Here is a 16,836-nt window from a genome sequence, read left to right on the forward strand (position 1 = left end):
CTTTCGCGGGACCTTGCGGTCATACGCCCCGGGCGCAGGTGTTTCAACCGCGGCGGCTTCTCCCCGGCGGTCAGCCGGCCGGCTGCTCGCGCTGGAAGCACGCGGCGCGGCCGTCCGCCTGGATCGTCGCGGCGCCGTCCGCGATCGCCCGCGCCCGGCGCGAGCCGGGCTCGGGGCGGCGCGTCTTGGGCGCGGGCAGGACCGCCGCCAGCGCCGCCGCCTGGCGTGCCGACAGCCTGTCGGGCGTGGTGCCGAACAGCTCGCGCGCGGCGGCGTCGATGCCGAAGATGCCGGGGCCGAACTCGGCCACGTTCAGGTACGCCTCGAGGATCCGGCGCTTGGACCAGACCGCTTCGATCATCGGCGTGTAGACGGTCTCCAGCAGCTTGCGCGCCCAGCTGCGCCCCTGCCACAGATAGACGTTCTTCGCCGTCTGCTGGGTGATCGTGGACGCGCCCCGGTTCGAGCCCGAGGCGATGACGCGCCGGATCTCGGTCATGTCGAACCCCCAGTGGTTGCAGAAGTTCGCGTCCTCGGCCGCGACGACCGACCGCGCGACCACGGGCGCGATGTCGTCCATCCGCACCCACTGGCGCGCGCCCGGTCCGGCCTCGCGCATGATGGTCCAGGTCGTGGGCGGGTTGACCATCCAGTAGAGCACCACCAGCCCCGCCATCAGCGCCAGCACCCTGAGCGCGAACCAGCGCAGCGGCCGCCCGAGCCGCCGGAGCGGGCGGAGAAGCCGCAGCGCCACGCCGCGCCGCCTCGCGACGGGCCGCGGGGGCGGGGCCGGGGGGACGTCCTCGACCGGCGGGGGAGGAGGGATGCCGAAGCGCATGGGGGCGTGGTCTCACGCCCCCGCGCCGCGCGTCAAGGTTGCCGTGGCCGCGCGGGGGTCAGAGCCGCGGCGGGACAGACGGGGTCGTCGTCGGGATGTCCCCGTCGGCGTTGGTGTCGGCGTTGGTGTCGGCGGCCAGGATCGAGCTCCGGGGCGCTTCCGCCTGCACCGGCGGCTCGCTTAGCGGCGCATGGGCGCCGCCCGACAGGGCCGCGCGCAGCCGCGCCTCGTCCTCGTTCCCCAGCGAGGTCTGGATCACGCGCGCGCCGGCATATTGCTGCAGCCGCGGCAGCAGCTTGTCGAGGTTCAGCTTGCGCGACAGGATGAACACCGCCCCGCTGCCGACGGGCACCGTCTTGCCGATCTGGCGGATGAAGTCGTCGTTGATGCCGTAATCCGATGCGCTGCCGGCCAGCGCCCCGGCGCCCGCCCCCACGGCCGCGCCCAGCAGCGGGTTGAGGAACAGAAGCCCGATCAGCCCGCCCCAGAACCCGCCGCCCAGCGCACCCGCCGCGGTCAGGTTCGCGGCCTGGTGAAGCTGGTAGTGCTCGGCGTCGGGCCGGGTGACGACGACCGCATCCTCAAGCTCGACGAGGTATTCGGACTGCGCCTTGGCGAGATCCTGCCGCACGGCGAAGGCGTCATCCTGGTTGTCGAAGGCGATCACGATCAGGTCTGACATGTTGGTCCTCGAAGGTTGGTGTGCTGCGCCCCAACCCTCGCCCCGCGCGCAGGGTTCCGCGCTTCGCCTGCGCGGCGGCCGCAGGCTTCCGGGATGGCCTGCCGGATCGAGGCCGACCTTCCTCAGCGACCAGCGCGTCGGATCGCCCTGTCGACTGGATGTCGGGGGCGGGTGGTGCGGACGAGGCCCGCTGCCACCGGTTGCCCGTTCGGCCGCCATGGCGCCTTGACCCGAGCAGGTCGAGATCGCGGCCTTGCTGTCGCGTCTCGGCGCACGCTGATCGTCGCTCCCGCGCTCCGATCAGACGACCGCAGGGCGATCCTGCGACGCCTTCACCGGCCGTCGCGACGTGCGCGGAACGGCGCCGGTCCATCCGACCGGCGCCGCTTGGCTCACTCCGCCGGGACCGCCGCCAGCTCGCCGGCATCGGCCAGCGGGTGCTTCAGGTGCGCCAGCATCTCGACCGGGCAGACCTGCAGGAACGCGGCGCGGGTCCGGTCCCAGTCCTGCAGGATCTCTGCCGCCCTGGCGCTGCCGGTTTCCGCCGCATGGCGTTCGACCAGCGCGCGCAGCTGGTCTTCCCAGAACGGCTGCGTCACCGGGCAGGTCACCAGCGTCTCCATGTTCAGGTTCTTCGCCGCCACGCCGTCGGGGTCGTAGATGTAGGCCATGCCGCCCGTCATCCCGGCGCCGAAGTTGGTGCCGATGGCGCCCAGGATCACCGCGACGCCGCCGGTCATGTATTCGCAGCCGTTGGTGCCGCAGCCCTCGATCACCACCTTCGCGCCCGAGTTCCGCACGGCGAAGCGTTCGCCCGCGCGGCCGGCCGCGAACAGGTGGCCGTCGGTCGCGCCGTACAGGACGGTGTTGCCGATGATGACGTTGTCGGCCGCCACCAGCGGGCTGCCCATCGGCGGCTTCACCACGATGATCCCGCCCGACAGGCCCTTGCCGACATAGTCGTTGGCATCGCCCGTCACCTCGATCTTCAGCCCCCGCGCCGCGAAGGCGCCGAGCGACTGCCCTGCGCTGCCCGTCAGGCGCAGCGTCAGGTGATCGGGCTGGAGCTTGTTCCGCATCCCGTATTTCTGCACGATCAGCGAGCTGGTGCGCGTGCCGATGGTGCGGTGGGTGTTCCGCACGGCGTAGGACAGCTGCATCTTCTCGCCGTCCTCGAAGAAGCGGGCGGCGTCCTTGACGATCTCGGCGTCGAGCGTGTCGAGGACCGCGTTGCGCGGGCGCGAGCGGTCGTAGACGATCTTGTCCGCGCCATCGACGGTGATGAGCAGCGGGTTCAGGTCGAGGTCGTCCAGATGCGCCGACCCCCGGCTGACCTGCGTCAGCAGGTCCGCGCGCCCGATCACCTCGTCGATGGACCGCGCGCCGATCGAGGCGAGGATCTCGCGCACCTCCTGCGCGTAGAAGGTGATGAGGTTCACGACCTTGTCGGCGCTGCCGGTGAACATCGCGCGCAGGCGCTCGTCCTGCGTGCAGACGCCCACGGGGCAGGTGTTCGACTGGCACTGGCGGACCATGATGCAGCCCATCGCGATCAGCGCGGCGGTGCCGATGCCGTATTCCTCGGCCCCCATCATCGCGGCCATGACGATGTCGCGGCCGGTGCGAAGACCGCCGTCGGTCCGCAGCGTGACCCGGTCGCGCAGCCGGTTCATGGCGAGGACCTGGTGCGCTTCGGTCAGCCCCATCTCCCACGGCAGGCCCGCGAACTTGATCGAGGTCGCGGGCGACGCCCCCGTGCCGCCGTTGTGGCCGGAGATGAGGATGATGTCGGCTTTGGCCTTCGCCACGCCCGCGGCGATCGTGCCCACGCCCGAGCCTGCGACCAGCTTGACCGTGATCTTGGCGCGCGGGTTGATCTGCTTGAGGTCGTAGATCAGCTGCGCGAGATCCTCGATCGAATAGATGTCGTGGTGCGGCGGCGGCGAGATCAGCGTCACGCCCGGCGTCGAGTGGCGCAGCCGCGCGATCAGCGACGTGACCTTCATGCCGGGCAGCTGCCCGCCCTCGCCGGGCTTCGCCCCCTGCGCGACCTTGATTTCCAGCTCCTCGCAGGCGTTGAGGTATTCCGCCGTCACGCCGAACCGCCCCGACGCGACCTGCTTGATCTTCGCGGACGGGTTGTCGCCGTTCGGCAGCGGCGCGTGGTGCGCCGGGTCCTCGCCGCCCTCGCCGCTGTCGGACTTCGCGCCGATGCGGTTCATGGCGATGTTCAGCGTCATGTGCGCCTCGGGGCTCAGCGCGCCGAGGCTCATGCCCGGCGTCACGAAGCGCTTGCGGATCGAGGTGATCGATTCCACCTCCTCGATCGGGACCGGCTTGCCCAGCGGCTTGATGTCCAGCAGGTCGCGGATGTGGATCGGCGGGTTCGCACGGATCGCGGCCGAGAACTGCTTCCAGATCTCGTAGGACGCCTTTTCGCAGGCGACCTGCAGCAGTCGCATGGTGTTGGCTTCCCACGCGTGCTTTTCGCCGGAACGCCTGGCCTTGTAGAAGCCGCCGATGGGCAGAAGATCGGCGGGTTCGGCGAAGGCCTGCGCGTGGACGCGCTCGAGCTTGCGCTGGATGCCGATCAGCCCGATGCCCGAGATGCGGCTCTGCATGCCGGGGAAATACTCGGCCACCATCGCGCGGCTCAGGCCCACGGCCTCGAAGTTGAGGCCGCCGCGATAGGACGACAGGACGGAAATCCCCATCTTCGCCATGATCTTCAGCAGCCCCGCGTCGATCGCGTCGCGGTAGCGGCGCATCGCGGTGATGAGGTCGCCCGCCAGCAGCCCGCGCGCGATCCGGTCGGCGATGCTGTCCTGCGCGAGATAGGGGTTCACCGTCGTCGCGCCGCAGCCGATCAGCACCGCGAAGTCGTGCGGGTCCACCGCCTCGGACGAGCGGACGTTGATCGAACAGAAGGTCCGCAGCCCCTTGCGGGTCAGCCACGAATGAACCGCGCTGGTCGCCAGCACCATCGGGATGCCGATCCGTCCCTGCCCCAGCGCCTCGTCGGTCAGGACGATCTGGCCCGCCCCCGACCGCACCGCGTCCTCGGCTTCCGCCCGGATGCGGTGAAGCGCCTGCTGCAGCGCGTCCGGCCCCTGGCCGAAGGTGCAGTCGATCCGCGTCACCTGCTCGGCGAAGGCGGCCATCAGCGCCTCGAACTCGGCATTGGCGAGGAACGGCGTCTCCAGCATCGTGATCTCGGTCTGGGCCGAGCTTTCGTCGAGCACGTTCTTGAGGTTGCCGAACCGGGTCTTGAGGCTCATCACCCGCGATTCGCGAAGGGAATCGATGGGCGGGTTCGTGACCTGGCTGAAGTTCTGGCGGAAGAAGTGGCTGAGCGGGCGATACTGCCGCGACAGCACGGCGGGCGGGGTGTCGTCGCCCATCGAGGCCAGCGTTTCCTTGCCGTCCTCGGCCATGGGCGCGAGGATGGTTTCAAGCTGCTCGACGCTGTAGCCCGCGGCGATCTGGCGGCGGCGCAGATCCTCGCCGGTGAAGGACACCGTCTCGGGCAGCTCCTTCATCTGCGCCGACAGCTGGACGACCTTCTGCACCCATTCGCCGAACGGCTGCGCGGCGGCGAGTTTGTCCTTGATCTCGCGGTCGTGGTAAAGCCGGCCCTCGGCCATGTCGACGGCGATCATCTGCCCCGGCCCGAGCGCCCCCTTCTCGCGGACGGAGGTCTCGTCCACCGGGACCATGCCCACCTCGGACCCCGCGACCAGCAGCCCGTCGCCGGTCACGACATAGCGCATCGGCCGCAGCCCGTTGCGGTCCAGCCCGCCGCAGACCCAGCGCCCGTCGGTCATGGCGAGGGCGGCGGGGCCGTCCCAAGGCTCCATCACGGCGTTGCAATAGGCGTACATGTCGGCCCACGCCCTGGGAATGTCGGTCGCGGACTTGGACCAGCTTTCCGGGACCAGCATGGTCTTGGTCATCGGCGCGTTGCGGCCCGACCGCACCAGCACCTCGAACACCGCGTCCAGCGCGGCGCTGTCCGACGAGCCCGCCGGGACGATCGGCTTGATGTCGTCCGCCATGTCCCCGAACGTGGACGACGCCATGCGGATCTCGTGGCTCTTCAGCCAGTTGACGTTGCCGCGCAGCGTGTTGATCTCGCCGTTGTGGGCGAGCATGCGGAACGGCTGCGCCAGCCACCACTGCGGGAAGGTGTTGGTCGAATAGCGCTGGTGGTAGATCGCGAAGGCGCTTTCGAACCGCGCGTCCTTGAGGTCGGGGTAGAACTCGGCCACCTGTTCGGCCAGCATCATCCCCTTGTAGATGATCGACCGGCAGCTGAGCGAGGCGAAGTAGAGCCCCTGCACCTGCGCCGCGGTCGCCGCGCGCTCGATCCGGCGGCGGATGATGTAGAGCTCGCGCTCGAACGTCTCGTCGTCGATGTCGCCTTCGCAGCGGATCAGGATCTGCTCGATCTCGGGGCGGGTGGCGTTGGCCTTTTCGCCCAGGACCGCGGTGTTCACGGGCACGTGCCGCCAGCCGTAGATGTAGTGGCCCATCCGCAGCACTTCGGTTTCCACGATCGTGCGGCAGCGTTCCTGCGCGGCGAAGTCGGTGCGGGGCAGGAACACCTGGCCCACGGCGATCAGCTTGCCCGCATCGGGTTCGTGCCCGGTGCGGCGGACCTGGTCGTGGAAGAACGGGACCGGGATCTGGACGTGGATGCCCGCGCCGTCGCCGGTCTTGCCGTCCGCGTCCACCGCGCCGCGGTGCCAGACCGCCTTCAGCGCGTTGATGCCGTGTTCCACGACGCGGCGCGACTTGCTGCCGTCGATCGACACGACGAGGCCCACGCCGCAGGACGCATGCTCGTCCTCGGCCCGGTACATCGAGTTTTCCGCCATCCAGGCGCGGCGGGTTTCCTCGTCGGCCATCCAGCTCGGGGAAATGGTCACGGCATGTCTCCTTCGAGATGGGGATTGTCGCAGCGTTCGCAGTCGGGGCGCGTCTCAGGCATGGGGGAACCCGGCGCGGACCATCTGGATCTCGCAGTCGTATTGCGGCTCGGTCGAGCCGAAGCCGGGCTGGCCGGGGAAGCTGAACCGGACGGGGCTGTCGTTCGTTTCCTGCCGCTCGCCGGTCCAGTCGGTCGCGGTTTCGACCCCGCCGTAGAAGCGGCGCTGTGCCTCGCTCACGAACTGCTGGCCCGAGCGTTCGATCAGCAGGTTGCCGGCTTCGTCGAAGGTCCGCAGCTGGAAGCGCGTGATCTTCAGGGGCACGCCGCCGACCTCGGCGGTGTCGCCGGTCAGCTCGTCCCGGCCGACATGGTGCAGCCGCTCGCCCGCGTCCGAGCGGGTCCAGAAGTCGAACTCGTCCGAGCCCTCCGCCAGAAGCGTGGTCAGGCTGGAATCGTCCGGCCCGCCTTCCTCGATCCGGTCGGTGATGCCGTCCAGCAGGCCGTGGCTTTCCATCCACCGCGTCTCGTCGTCGATCCTCGACCGGTAGGTGGCGCCCTCGCGGGTGAAGTATTCGACCCACTGGTCGCCGGGCGCATCGGCGTCGCAGCGATAGTGCTGCGACACGGTGCAGCTGCGGTTCTGGACCGTCATTTCCAGCGTGCAGCCCGGTGGCGGGGTGAAGACCGGGGCCGCAGCAAGGGCAGGGCCCGCGAGCGCCGCGAGACCCAGCGCCAGCGCGCCCCTGCCCGTGTTGAGCGTGATCGTCACGGGGTGCCCCTCACTCGGCGGCGATGCTGCCCGAACGGGTCAGCGCGGCCGCGATGCTGTCGGCCGCCTCGCGCCCGTCGCGGATGGCCCAGACGACGAGGCTCGCGCCCCGCACGATGTCGCCCACGGCATACACGCCATCGAGGCTGGTGCGGTGGGTGCGGTGGTCGGCGCGGATGGTGCCCCAGCGCGTGACCTCCAGCCCCTCGACGCCCCAGAGCCGGGGCAGTTCCTCGGGCTCGAACCCCAGCGCCTTGATGACGAGGTCGGCGGGTTCGTCGTGGATCGCGCCCTCGATCAGCTCGGGCGACTGGCGCCCCGACACGTCGGGCGCGCCCAGCCGCATCCGCTGCACCTGCAGGCCGGTGACGCGGCCCGCCGCCTGTTGCCCGACGGGGCCGGTGGAGCGGTCGGTTTCCGTCCGCAGCCGCGCAGGCGAGAGCTTCGGGTTGTCGCCGATCCCGTCGCCATCCACGTCGCCGCCGTCGTTGGCCACATCCGCTTCATCCCGAAGCGCGGCGTCGCCCACGACGTGCCCCGAGAACGCGGCAGGGGCCGACAGCCACACGAACTCGACGCCCTCCTCCTCGGCGTTCTGCACCTCGCGCTGCGATCCCGGCATGTTGGCGCGGTCGCGGCGATACAGGCACTTCACGCTTTCCGCGCCCTGCCGGATCGCGGTGCGGACGCAGTCCATCGCGGTGTCGCCGCCGCCGACCACGACGACGCGCTTGCCGGCGGCGTTCAGCTCCCCGTCATCGAAGTCGGGGACGTGGTCGCCCAGGTCGATCCGGTTCGACGCGGTCAGGTAGTCCAGCGCCGCGACCACGCCCTGCGCCGGGGCGTTGTCGATGTCGAGGTCGCGGGTCTTGTAGACCCCGGTCGCGATCAGCACCGCGTCGTGCTGCGCGCGGATTTCGTCGAATGTGATCGAGCGGCCCACGTCCGCGTTCAGCCGGAACACGACGCCCGCGTCGGCCAGCAGTCTCGACCGCCGTTCCACCACCGGCTTTTCCAGCTTGAAGCCGGGGATGCCGTAGATCATCAGCCCGCCCGCGCGGTCGTGCCGGTCATAGACGGTGACCTGGAACCCCATCGCCCGCAGCCGGTCGGCGGCGGCAAGGCCCCCGGGACCGGCCCCGATGATGCCAACGCTTTCGGGGCGCTCGATGGCCGGGCGGGGGGCCTGGACCCAGCCTTCGTCCCACGCGGTGTCGGTGATGTATTTCTCGATCGCGCCGATGGTGACGGTGCCGTGGCCCGACTGCTCGATCACGCAGTTGCCTTCGCACAGCCGGTCCTGCGGGCAGATGCGGCCGCAGATCTCGGGGAACGTGTTGGTTTCCTGGCTGCGCAGATAGGCCTCGTGCAGCCGCCCCTCGGCGGTCAGGCGCAGCCAGTCGGGAATGTTGTTGTGCAGCGGGCAGTGCGACTGGCAGTAGGGCACGCCGCATTGCGAGCAGCGGCTGGATTGCTCGGCGGCCTTGGCGTCGGCAAACTCGCGGTAGATTTCGTGGAAGTCCCGGGCGCGGTCGGATGCCTCGCGCTTTTCGGGCATCTCGCGCCCGACCGTCACGAACCTGAGCATCTTCTGCGTGGCCATCGGCTGCGCCCCCATCAATCGGCAGAATGAGCGCCGCGACGCCCGCGAATCGTTCTAAATCAGGCCGTTCAGAGAGAAAAGGCAGCGTTGCTGACCTACAACGCAAATCGGCCCCTGCCGTCCGGTAAGCTGCTGCGGCGCGTGGATTTATTTAGGTACGAAAGCGGACCCAAGTATGGGATGCCCGGTGTTCTCCTGCATCCGGGGGTTTCCACCTTCGCCCCGATCGGTTAAGCCTCGTGCCTGTTTTGTTCCAAGTGCCGCGAGAGTCATGGACGGAGCCTTGCCAGCCGCCTTCCCCGCGTTCGAGCCGGTCTACGGCAGCGACATCCCCATCATCGCCGGGTTCGAGTGCGGGCGCCTGCATTGGAGCGGGCACGACCTGCTTCACTCGACAGGCCACCTGCCGGACGCCGGCATGGCGCATCACTACGCCACCGCGATCGGGCAGGGGGCGGCGGGCGCGCGCGACGGGCTGTCGTGGCGCCATGACGTGGTGGCCCGCGTGCAGGCGGTGCCGGACGGCTTTCCGGTGATCTGGGATTTCTGCCACTTCGACCTGCCGCCCCGGCCCGCCGCGCACGCCATCGCCTGCGCGGTCGCGCTGCCGCCGGGCGCCTGGGCGATCGCGGTGAACGAACCCTCGGTCGGGCGGCGCGTGTCGGGGATCACGCCGTCGCGCGCCATCGCCGCCGCGCGCAGGATGATGACCAGCGCGGCGATGCTGCCGAACGCCCCGCGCTTCGCCACCTGCGACCCGTTCCACCACCTTGCCCCGTCGGTGTTCCGCGCGACGGACGAGCTGGTGGGGACCGGCCTCGTCCAGATGGTCGGCGTCAACTACTACCCCCACCACGCGATCGAGCCGCTGCACCGCGTCCTGCAGGCCGTTTCGGAACGCTACCGCCTGCCGGTGATGATCACGGAAACCGGCTGGCACGACGGCCTGCGCGCCGCGCACCGGCGGTTTCCGCACATCCGCGACCGCTGGGGCTGGCTGGCGCATGTCCGGGCCGAGGTGGCGCTGTCGGGCGTGCCGGTGGCGGGGATCTGCTGGTATCCCTGGCTCGACATGCCCGACTGGGACGACCCGCGCCGGGGGTGCTGGCCCTGCGGCTGGCCGGGGCAGCAACGCTGACGTTCCGCCCGCGTGGGGTCCGAAGCGGCCCCGCGCGCGTTCCCTTCCGAAAGCTTCAGGGGGGCCGCCATGCCGCGCACCAGATCCGTCCTTGCCGCCGCCGCCCGCGTCCTCGCGACATCCGCGCTGATCTCGCGCGCGATGCAGGCCGGGATCGAGGCCGCCGCACCCCCGCACGGCCGAATGGTCGAGGTGGGCGGGGTCCGTCTGCACGTCGTCTCGCGCGGCGCGCGCCGCGACGGCCGGCCGGCGATGCTGATGATCCACGGCCTTGCTGGGACGGCGCGCAACTTCACCATGCGCCTGACGGAACTGCTGGACGACGCGCACGAGATCCACGTCGTCGACCGCCCCGGCGCGGGCTATTCCGACGATATCGGCCCCAAGGGCAGCCTTGCCGCACAGGCGGGGCTGGTGGTCCGGCTGATCGAGACGCTCGGCCTCGACCGCCCGCTGCTGGTCGGGCACTCGCTCGGCGGCGCGCTGTCGCTGCAGGTGGCGCTGGACCATCCCGGCGCGATCCGGGGCGCGGCGCTGATCGCCCCGGCGACCCACCCGCTGCGCTCACCGGAAGACGCGGCGTGGCAGAGGGCGCTGCTGGCGCCGACGCCACTGGGGTGGCTCTGGACCCAGACCCTCGCTGCGCCGATGTCGGCGCCGCTGTCGCCGTTCGTCACGAAGCACATCTTCTCGCCCGAGCCTTGGCCGCTGTCGGTCGGCTGGAAGGGTGGCGGCTTTCTCGCGCTCAGGCCGCGCAGCATCGCCGCGGCGGGGCGCGACCTCCGCGCGGCGCTGGACCAGCTGCCGGCGCTGTCGCGGCGCTATGCCGAGCTGTCGGTCCCGATCCACGTGCTGGGCGCGGAAAGCGACGCGCTGGTCGCCCCGGCGCAGCACGCCGCGCTGCTCGCCGGGGCCAGCGGCATGGTGCGGCTGACGCTGGTGCCGGGCGGGCACATGCTGCCGATCACGCAGCCGCGACTGGTGGCGGCCTGGCTGCGCGACGTGGCGGATGACGTGGCGAAGGATATGACAGAGAACGTTGCCGCCGAAGCGCGCCCCCGGCCCCCTACTTCACCCGCTCCATGATCGAGACGTAGTTCGCGACCGCAGCCCCGCCCATGTTGAAGACGCCCGCGAGCTTGGCGTCCGGGACCTGCATCCCCTCGGCCTCGCCGGCCAGCTGCATCGCCGCCATGACGTGCATGGAAACGCCCGTCGCGCCGATCGGATGCCCCTTGGCCTTCAGCCCGCCCGACGGGTTCACCGGCAGCCGCCCGTCCTTCCGCGTGATCCCCTCGCGAATGACGCGGTGGCCCTCGCCGGGTTCGGCCAGGCCCATCGCCTCGTATTCGATCAGCTCGGCGATGGTGAAGCAGTCGTGGCTTTCCACCAGGGACAGGTCGTCCAGCGTCAGGCCCGACTGGTCGAACGCCTTGGCCCATGCCATCCGCGCGCCGCGGAATTCCAGCACGTCGCGGTGCGACATCGCCATGATGTCGTTGGCCTGCGCGCGGGCGCGGAAGGCGATGGCGCGGGCCATGCCGGCGGCGGTTTCCTCGTCCGCCAGCACCAGCACCGCCGCGCCGTCGGACACCAGCGAGCAGTCGGTGCGCCGCAGCGGCCCCGCGACGCGCGGGTTCTTGTCGCTGACGGTGTTGCAGAAGGTGGTGTCGAAGTCCTTCCTCATGTGCGCATAGGGGTTCGCGACGCCGTTGCCGTGGTTCTTGGCCGCGATCATCGCCAGCTCCTCGGACCGGTCGCCGTAGCGCTGGAAGTACTTGTCGGCGATCTGCCCGAACAGGCCCGCGAACCCGCCCTGAACCTCCGCCTCCTCCTTGCGGTAGGAGCAGCCCAGCAGGATGTCGCCCACCTCGACGTTCGGGGTCGCGGTCATCTTCTCGGCGCCCACGACCAGCGCGATCCGGCCCCGGCCCGATTCGATGAAGTCCATCGCCCCGTGCATCGCGGCCGATCCGGTGGCGCAGGCGTTTTCGTAGCGCGTCGCCGGGGTGTGGGCGAACCGCTCGTCGCCCATCGCGACCAGCGCGCCCTGGAAGTCCTGCCGCGCGAAGCCGTTGTTGAAGACGCCGACGAAGATCCCGTCCACGTCCTCGGGCGCAATGCCGGCGTGGTCGAGGGCCTGCGGGACGACCTCGGCCATCAGGGTCTCGGTGTCGGGCGCCTCGGCCTTGCCGAAGCGGGAATGTGCCCAACCGACGATCTGTGCCTTGCCCATCGTGGAACCTCTGCCTTGGGTGCTCGATCCCTGCATGGCACCCCGCGGGCGGTCTGGCAACCGTGGCGGCGCGGTGCCATGCTGCGCCCGCCCATCTTCAGGACCGCCCCATGCCGCTGCCCCGTTCCGACGATCCCGACATCAACTGGCGCGACCTGCCCGAGCATCTGGCGTGGCTGCGCGCCGACGCGGCCCGGCAGGTCCGGTTCTTCCGCCCCAGCCTGCGGGCAGGCGGCGCGTTCGCGGTGCTGGATCTGGACGGCACGCCGTTGCCGGGCGGCCTGCAGGAACTGCACACGACGACGCGGCTGGTCCATTCCTTCGCGCTCGCCCACGCTGCGGGGCTGCCGGACTGCACCGACATGATCGACGCGGGGATGGCGCGGCTGTGGTCGCATCACCGAGACGGGCGGCATGGCGGCTATGTCTGGTCCACGGACGCGGGCGGCGTGGCCGACGGGACCAAGCTCGCCTACGGCCACGTCTTCGTGCTGCTGGCCGGCGCGTCGGCGAAGACCGCGGGGCACCCGGACGCCGACCGCCTGATCGCGGACGTGGCAGAGATCATCGACCGCCATTTCTGGGACGAGCCGTGCGGGCGTCTGCGCGACGAATACACCCGCGACTGGCAGCCGTTCTCGACCTATCGTGGCATGAACGCGAACATGCACGGGGTCGAGGCGCTGCTGGCCGCGTTCGAGGCGACCGGCGAGCCGCAGCACCTTGCCCGCGCAGGCCGGATCCTGGACTTCTTCGTGGGAGAGATCGCGCCGGCCCACGGCTGGCACATCCCCGAACACTACGACGCGCACTGGCGCGTCGACAGGGCCTATCGCGGCAATCCGATGTTCCGCCCGCCGGGCACCACGCCCGGTCATTCGTTCGAACTGGGCCGGCTGGCGCTGCAGCACTGGGACCTGTCGGGCCGCCCGGACGACGGCGCGCCCGGCCGCGCCCGCACGATGATCCACACCGCGTTGGACGCGGCGTGGCTACGCGAGGGCGGCTTCGCCTACACGCTGGGCGACGACCACCGGGTGCTGATCCGCGACCGCTACTGGTGGCCCGTGGCCGAGGCGATCGGCGCCGTGGCCGCGCTGCAGAAGCTGGACCCGCAGGAGGAGGACGAGGCATGGTACCGCCGGCTCTGGACCTTCGCGGATGCAAGCCTGATCGACCACGCGCGCGGCGGCTGGTTCCCCGAAATCGACGATCGCGGCCGGCCGGCCTCGCGCCTGTTCACCGGCAAGCCCGACATCTATCATTCGCTGCAGGCGGTGCTTCTGCCGCAGGTGCCGGGCCTGTCGCGGCTTGCCGATGACCTGCGCCAGCAGGCCGGCGCGCGCTAGGGCGCGGCCGGCCGGGCCGGGTCACGACGCGGGCGTGATGCGCCAGACCGTGTTCGACAGGTCGTCCGCCACGATCACGGCACCGCGCGGATCGACCGTCACCCCGACGGGGCGGCCGCGGGTATTGCCCTCGTCCAGAAGGAAGCCCGTCACGAAGTCAACCGGATCGCCCGCAGGGCGGCCGTCCTGGAACGGCACGAAGATGACCTTGTAGCCGACTGGGTCGTCGCGGTTCCAGCTGCCGTGCTCGCCCACGAACACGCCATCGGCAAAGTCCGCCCCCATCGCGGGGGTCGAGAACGACACGCCCAGCGCCGCCACGTGCGATCCCAGCGCGTAGTCGGGCGCGATGGCCGAGGCGACCTTTTCGGGGTCCTGCGGCTGGGCGCGGGGATCGACGGTCTGGCCCCAGTAGCTGTAGGGCCAGCCGTAGAACGCGCCCTCCTGCACCGAGGTCAGGTAGTCGGGGACGAGGTCCGGGCCGATCTCGTCGCGTTCGTTCACCACCGCCCACAGCTGACCCGTGCCGGGCTGGATCGCCAGCGCGGTCGGGTTGCGCAGCCCGGTCGCATAGGGACGATGCGCGCCGGTCTGCGTGTCGATCTGCCAGACCATCGCGCGATCCTCCTCGGCCGCGATGCCGCGTTCGGTGATGTTGCTGTTCGACCCGATCCCCACGTACAGGAAGCGGCCGTCCGCGCTGGCGGTCATGGCCTTGGTCCAGTGGTGGTTGATCTCGGACGGAAGCAGGGTCAGCGTCTCGGGCGGGCCGCTCGCGGTGGTCTGCCCGTCCACGTAGTCGAACCGCACCACGGCGTCCTGGTTGGCGACGAACAGCTGCCCGTCCACCAGCGCAAGGCCGTAGGGCGCGTTCAGGTCCTCGGCGAAGACCCCCTGCGTCTCGTACGTGCCGTCGCCGTCGGCGTCGCGCAGCAGGGTCAGGCGGTTGCCGCCCTCGACGCTGCTTTTTCCCAGGCCCTTGATGAAGTTGGCGATCAGGTCCTTGGGGCGCAGCGCAGGCGCGCCGCCGCCCGTTCCCTCGGCCACGAGGATGTCGCCGTTCGGCAGCACCAGCGTCTGGCGCGGGATCTTCAGGTCCGTCGCAATGGCGGCGATGGTGAAGCCCGCCGGCACGGTGGGCAGGTCGTCGCCCCACAGGGCCGGGCGCGGCACCGTCATGTCGGGCAGTAAGCCCCGCCGGGGGGCCGGAAGGTCCGGGTTCGGCCCCACCTGCGAGGCGGGGACGCCGCCTTGCCGCGCCTGCGCGGGCTGGGCCGCCGCAGTCGGTGTCTCGGCCGGTGTCTCGGTCGGGGCTGCGGTTGCTGCCGTCCCGGTTGCCGGGGCGGTCTCGGCCGGTGCCGGCGCGGTCTCGATCGGGACGGTCCCGGTCGACGACGTCACGAAGGGCGCCGCAGCCGTGTCCGGCGCCCCGTCGGCCGGGAACGCCTGGGCCTGCGTCGTCTGGGACATGGCCGACAGCGGGGCGAGCGTCAGCGCGCTTGACAGAAGCAGAAGGCGGATCATTCGAAATCTCCCGTGCGGAAACCCGCAAAGCCGATCCAGGAAGCGACCAGCGCCAGCACCACGCAGGCAGCCGACAGCCACAGCCCCTCCGGCATGGTCGCGGCGGCGTCCTTGGCGTGGACGAAGGCGTTGATCAGGCCGACCACGAACAGGCCCAGCAGGACGAGGAAATACGGCAGCCTGCCCCGGTCGCCCATGCCCCGGTTGCGGATGAGCGCGACCAGCGCCCAAAGCAGCGCCAGTCCGCAGCCGACCAGCGCCCCGGCGATCAGCCAGGACGAGAAGTTGCCCCACTGCACGTGCCATGTCCGCGAATAGGCGACGTCGCAGATGAGCGCGCCGATGAACAGCGGCAGCGGGATGGACAGAAGGATCGCATGCAGCGGATGCAGCGGCCTTCGCGCATCCAGGTAGGATATGGCAACCACGATGCTTCCTCTCGCTTGTTCACCGGACGGGTGATCGCTCGGCGCGCAGCGCGCACCGGGCCCCGGGAAAGCAATGCGGGGCGAGGCGATAAGTTTCCGTGAACGCCGGGACGGCGCGCCGCATTGCACATGGGCAACGCGAGAAGATGTTCGTGCATGAAGGCGGGTCGGTAACGTTACGAAGTTCTGCCTCTTGGGCTGAAAATAGTTCAATGAAATCAATAGACGGTCGCTAACTTTGCGCTTGGCCTTTGCCTCTCTTTTCAGGTAGTTCTGCCTCTGACCACGCAAAATGAGAGCCGACCATCGCAGCCCTCTGACCGAGCCTAATATGTGGAACGCCGTATAATTTATCGGCCGTCTCGAAAGTGTGAAGTCGCTGCTCAGGACAGGGCTTTCCAAACACTATTGCGCCAGCCGGTATCGGGAAGTTCTTGAAAATGAAGTCTCTGACGATGTTTCGGAAAATATCGAAGTCTTTGTCATCATCACGATATCGCAGCCATTCAAAGAATACGCCATAGTGCGATCGGTGTAGCCTCTCGTCGGCCGGGTGCGTATCCCGAATCTTTTTGTGTGACCGCCGCAGACTATCTGGTCCGCCCCGAAGAACCCGCAGGCCGGCAGTTCCTGCCGCTGCCCATTGCGCGTCCTCCATCTCGGAGCGCTTTGCCTTGGGGCCAATAGTCAACAATAAGCCCAGCATCTCGCAGGCCTGCGAGGCAACGTGGAAGGGGGATCGGTCCAGCCATATGCCCGCAGGGCCGTTTCGGACCCGATTGATGAGATAATTTTCCAACTCAAGCTGCTCAAGTTCAGCCATCGTGGTGCCTGCGGCCTGAAAACTTTCAACCATCGGAATATGGTCGAAGCAGTCATTTGCATTTTTTGGCCTCGGGACTGCGACGAGATGACAGCCATGCCGTTCGCAACTACGGATTGCTGCGAGTTGCCATAACCCATGGTGGACGATTCCCGTCCTGTCACCTGGATTCTCAGCGCAAATCGGGCAGATCCTGAGCGTGGTCCGCGCGAAGGCGGTGCATTTTATGCGTTCGTACCCGAGCCGAAACCAGCCCGGCTCAACCAGAGAAGGTGTTGCCGCTTGCAGCGGGACAGGGTCGATCCCACCCAGAACTGCCAACCGCTGGATTTCGACCGGATCGCCGTTCACAAGCGCAAAGTAGTCGATCCCCACATCCGAGCAGAAGGTGATCATCCGGGGCACGCCGTTCCGCCGAGCCAGGCGAGAGGCGAACGACGTCGCGGATTCTCCTGTCGTGGTGGGCACCGTTAACAGGCCGCTGAAATAGTCGGCTCTCGACGTAGTTTGCAGAAC

The 16,836-nt window shown here is 69.6% G+C and carries 12 protein-coding genes; 3 read left to right on the forward strand and 9 right to left on the reverse strand.

All coding sequences use genetic code 11. The features are described from left to right. Window positions 1–70 precede the first annotated feature (70 nt). From mtgA to ELI80_RS12960, 5 genes are all read right to left on the reverse strand, one after another. Window positions 71–838 (reverse strand): monofunctional biosynthetic peptidoglycan transglycosylase, encoded by a 768-nt coding sequence (gene mtgA, locus ELI80_RS12940; protein WP_136652338.1) that lies wholly within the window; start codon window positions 836–838, stop codon window positions 71–73. A gap of 58 nt (window positions 839–896) precedes the next feature. Further along, on the reverse strand, window positions 897–1,520 hold the full coding sequence (locus tag ELI80_RS12945; protein WP_136652339.1) for a DUF1269 domain-containing protein: 624 nt from the start codon (window positions 1,518–1,520) through the stop codon (window positions 897–899). Window positions 1,521–1,912: 392 nt separating this feature from the next. Further along, window positions 1,913–6,427, reverse strand: coding sequence for a glutamate synthase large subunit (gene gltB, locus ELI80_RS12950; RefSeq protein ID WP_201740636.1), 4,515 nt, complete (start codon window positions 6,425–6,427; stop codon window positions 1,913–1,915). Between the two features lie 75 nt (window positions 6,428–6,502). Continuing rightward, the gene (locus ELI80_RS12955) at window positions 6,503–7,219 is read right to left on the reverse strand and encodes a hypothetical protein (protein ID WP_236641487.1); all 717 of its coding nucleotides are present in this window, start codon (window positions 7,217–7,219) and stop codon (window positions 6,503–6,505) included. Between the two features lie 10 nt (window positions 7,220–7,229). Continuing rightward, on the reverse strand, window positions 7,230–8,822 hold the full coding sequence (locus tag ELI80_RS12960; protein ID WP_136652341.1) for an NAD(P)-dependent oxidoreductase: 1,593 nt from the start codon (window positions 8,820–8,822) through the stop codon (window positions 7,230–7,232). Window positions 8,823–9,105: 283 nt separating this feature from the next. On the opposite strand from ELI80_RS12960, the gene ELI80_RS12965 reads away from it, so the two are divergent. Both ELI80_RS12965 and ELI80_RS12970 read left to right on the forward strand, forming a co-directional pair. Continuing rightward, a complete protein-coding gene (locus tag ELI80_RS12965) occupies window positions 9,106–9,960 on the forward strand; it encodes a hypothetical protein (RefSeq protein WP_136652342.1) in 855 nt (284 codons plus the stop codon). Window positions 9,961–10,029: 69 nt separating this feature from the next. Next, complete coding sequence (locus ELI80_RS12970; protein WP_136652343.1) at window positions 10,030–11,046, forward strand: alpha/beta fold hydrolase; 1,017 nt, start codon at window positions 10,030–10,032, stop codon at window positions 11,044–11,046. Here ELI80_RS12970 and ELI80_RS12975 read toward each other — a convergent pair. Further along, entirely contained in the window at window positions 11,027–12,196 is a 1,170-nt protein-coding gene (locus tag ELI80_RS12975; RefSeq protein ID WP_136652344.1) for an acetyl-CoA acetyltransferase, read from the reverse strand. The genes ELI80_RS12970 and ELI80_RS12975 overlap by 20 nt on opposite strands. Before the next feature lie 110 nt (window positions 12,197–12,306). On the opposite strand from ELI80_RS12975, the gene ELI80_RS12980 reads away from it, so the two are divergent. Continuing rightward, window positions 12,307–13,545 carry an AGE family epimerase/isomerase gene (locus ELI80_RS12980; RefSeq protein WP_136652345.1) on the forward strand — a complete coding sequence of 413 codons (1,239 nt, stop codon included), beginning with the start codon at window positions 12,307–12,309 and terminating at the stop codon, window positions 13,543–13,545. Window positions 13,546–13,566: 21 nt separating this feature from the next. Here the strand turns inward: ELI80_RS12980 and ELI80_RS12985 are convergent, their stop codons facing one another. From ELI80_RS12985 to ELI80_RS12995, 3 genes are all read right to left on the reverse strand, one after another. Beyond that, the gene (locus tag ELI80_RS12985; protein WP_201740634.1) at window positions 13,567–15,069 is read right to left on the reverse strand and encodes a PQQ-dependent sugar dehydrogenase; all 1,503 of its coding nucleotides are present in this window, start codon (window positions 15,067–15,069) and stop codon (window positions 13,567–13,569) included. Next, window positions 15,066–15,497, reverse strand: coding sequence for a DUF2231 domain-containing protein (locus tag ELI80_RS12990; protein ID WP_136652346.1), 432 nt, complete (start codon window positions 15,495–15,497; stop codon window positions 15,066–15,068). The genes ELI80_RS12985 and ELI80_RS12990 overlap by 4 nt, the downstream gene beginning before the upstream one ends. A gap of 232 nt (window positions 15,498–15,729) precedes the next feature. Beyond that, window positions 15,730–16,836, reverse strand: a 1,107-nt coding sequence (locus ELI80_RS12995) for a TniQ family protein (protein WP_136652347.1), incomplete at its 5' end; no start/stop codon positions are given.

Source organism: Paracoccus aeridis, assembly GCF_004923205.2.
GTDB lineage: Bacteria > Pseudomonadota > Alphaproteobacteria > Rhodobacterales > Rhodobacteraceae > Paracoccus > Paracoccus aeridis.

Coding starts and splice junctions, on each gene's coding strand:
- mtgA (WP_136652338.1), bottom strand. CDS start 838: ATGCGCTTCGGCATCCCTCCTCCCCCGCCGGTCGAGGACGTCCCCCCG.
- ELI80_RS12945 (WP_136652339.1), bottom strand. CDS start 1,520: ATGTCAGACCTGATCGTGATCGCCTTCGACAACCAGGATGACGCCTTC.
- gltB (WP_201740636.1), bottom strand. CDS start 6,427: ATGGCCGACGAGGAAACCCGCCGCGCCTGGATGGCGGAAAACTCGATG.
- ELI80_RS12960 (WP_136652341.1), bottom strand. CDS start 8,822: ATGGCCACGCAGAAGATGCTCAGGTTCGTGACGGTCGGGCGCGAGATG.
- ELI80_RS12970 (WP_136652343.1), top strand. CDS start 10,030: ATGCCGCGCACCAGATCCGTCCTTGCCGCCGCCGCCCGCGTCCTCGCG.
- ELI80_RS12975 (WP_136652344.1), bottom strand. CDS start 12,196: ATGGGCAAGGCACAGATCGTCGGTTGGGCACATTCCCGCTTCGGCAAG.
- ELI80_RS12980 (WP_136652345.1), top strand. CDS start 12,307: ATGCCGCTGCCCCGTTCCGACGATCCCGACATCAACTGGCGCGACCTG.
- ELI80_RS12985 (WP_201740634.1), bottom strand. CDS start 15,069: ATGATCCGCCTTCTGCTTCTGTCAAGCGCGCTGACGCTCGCCCCGCTG.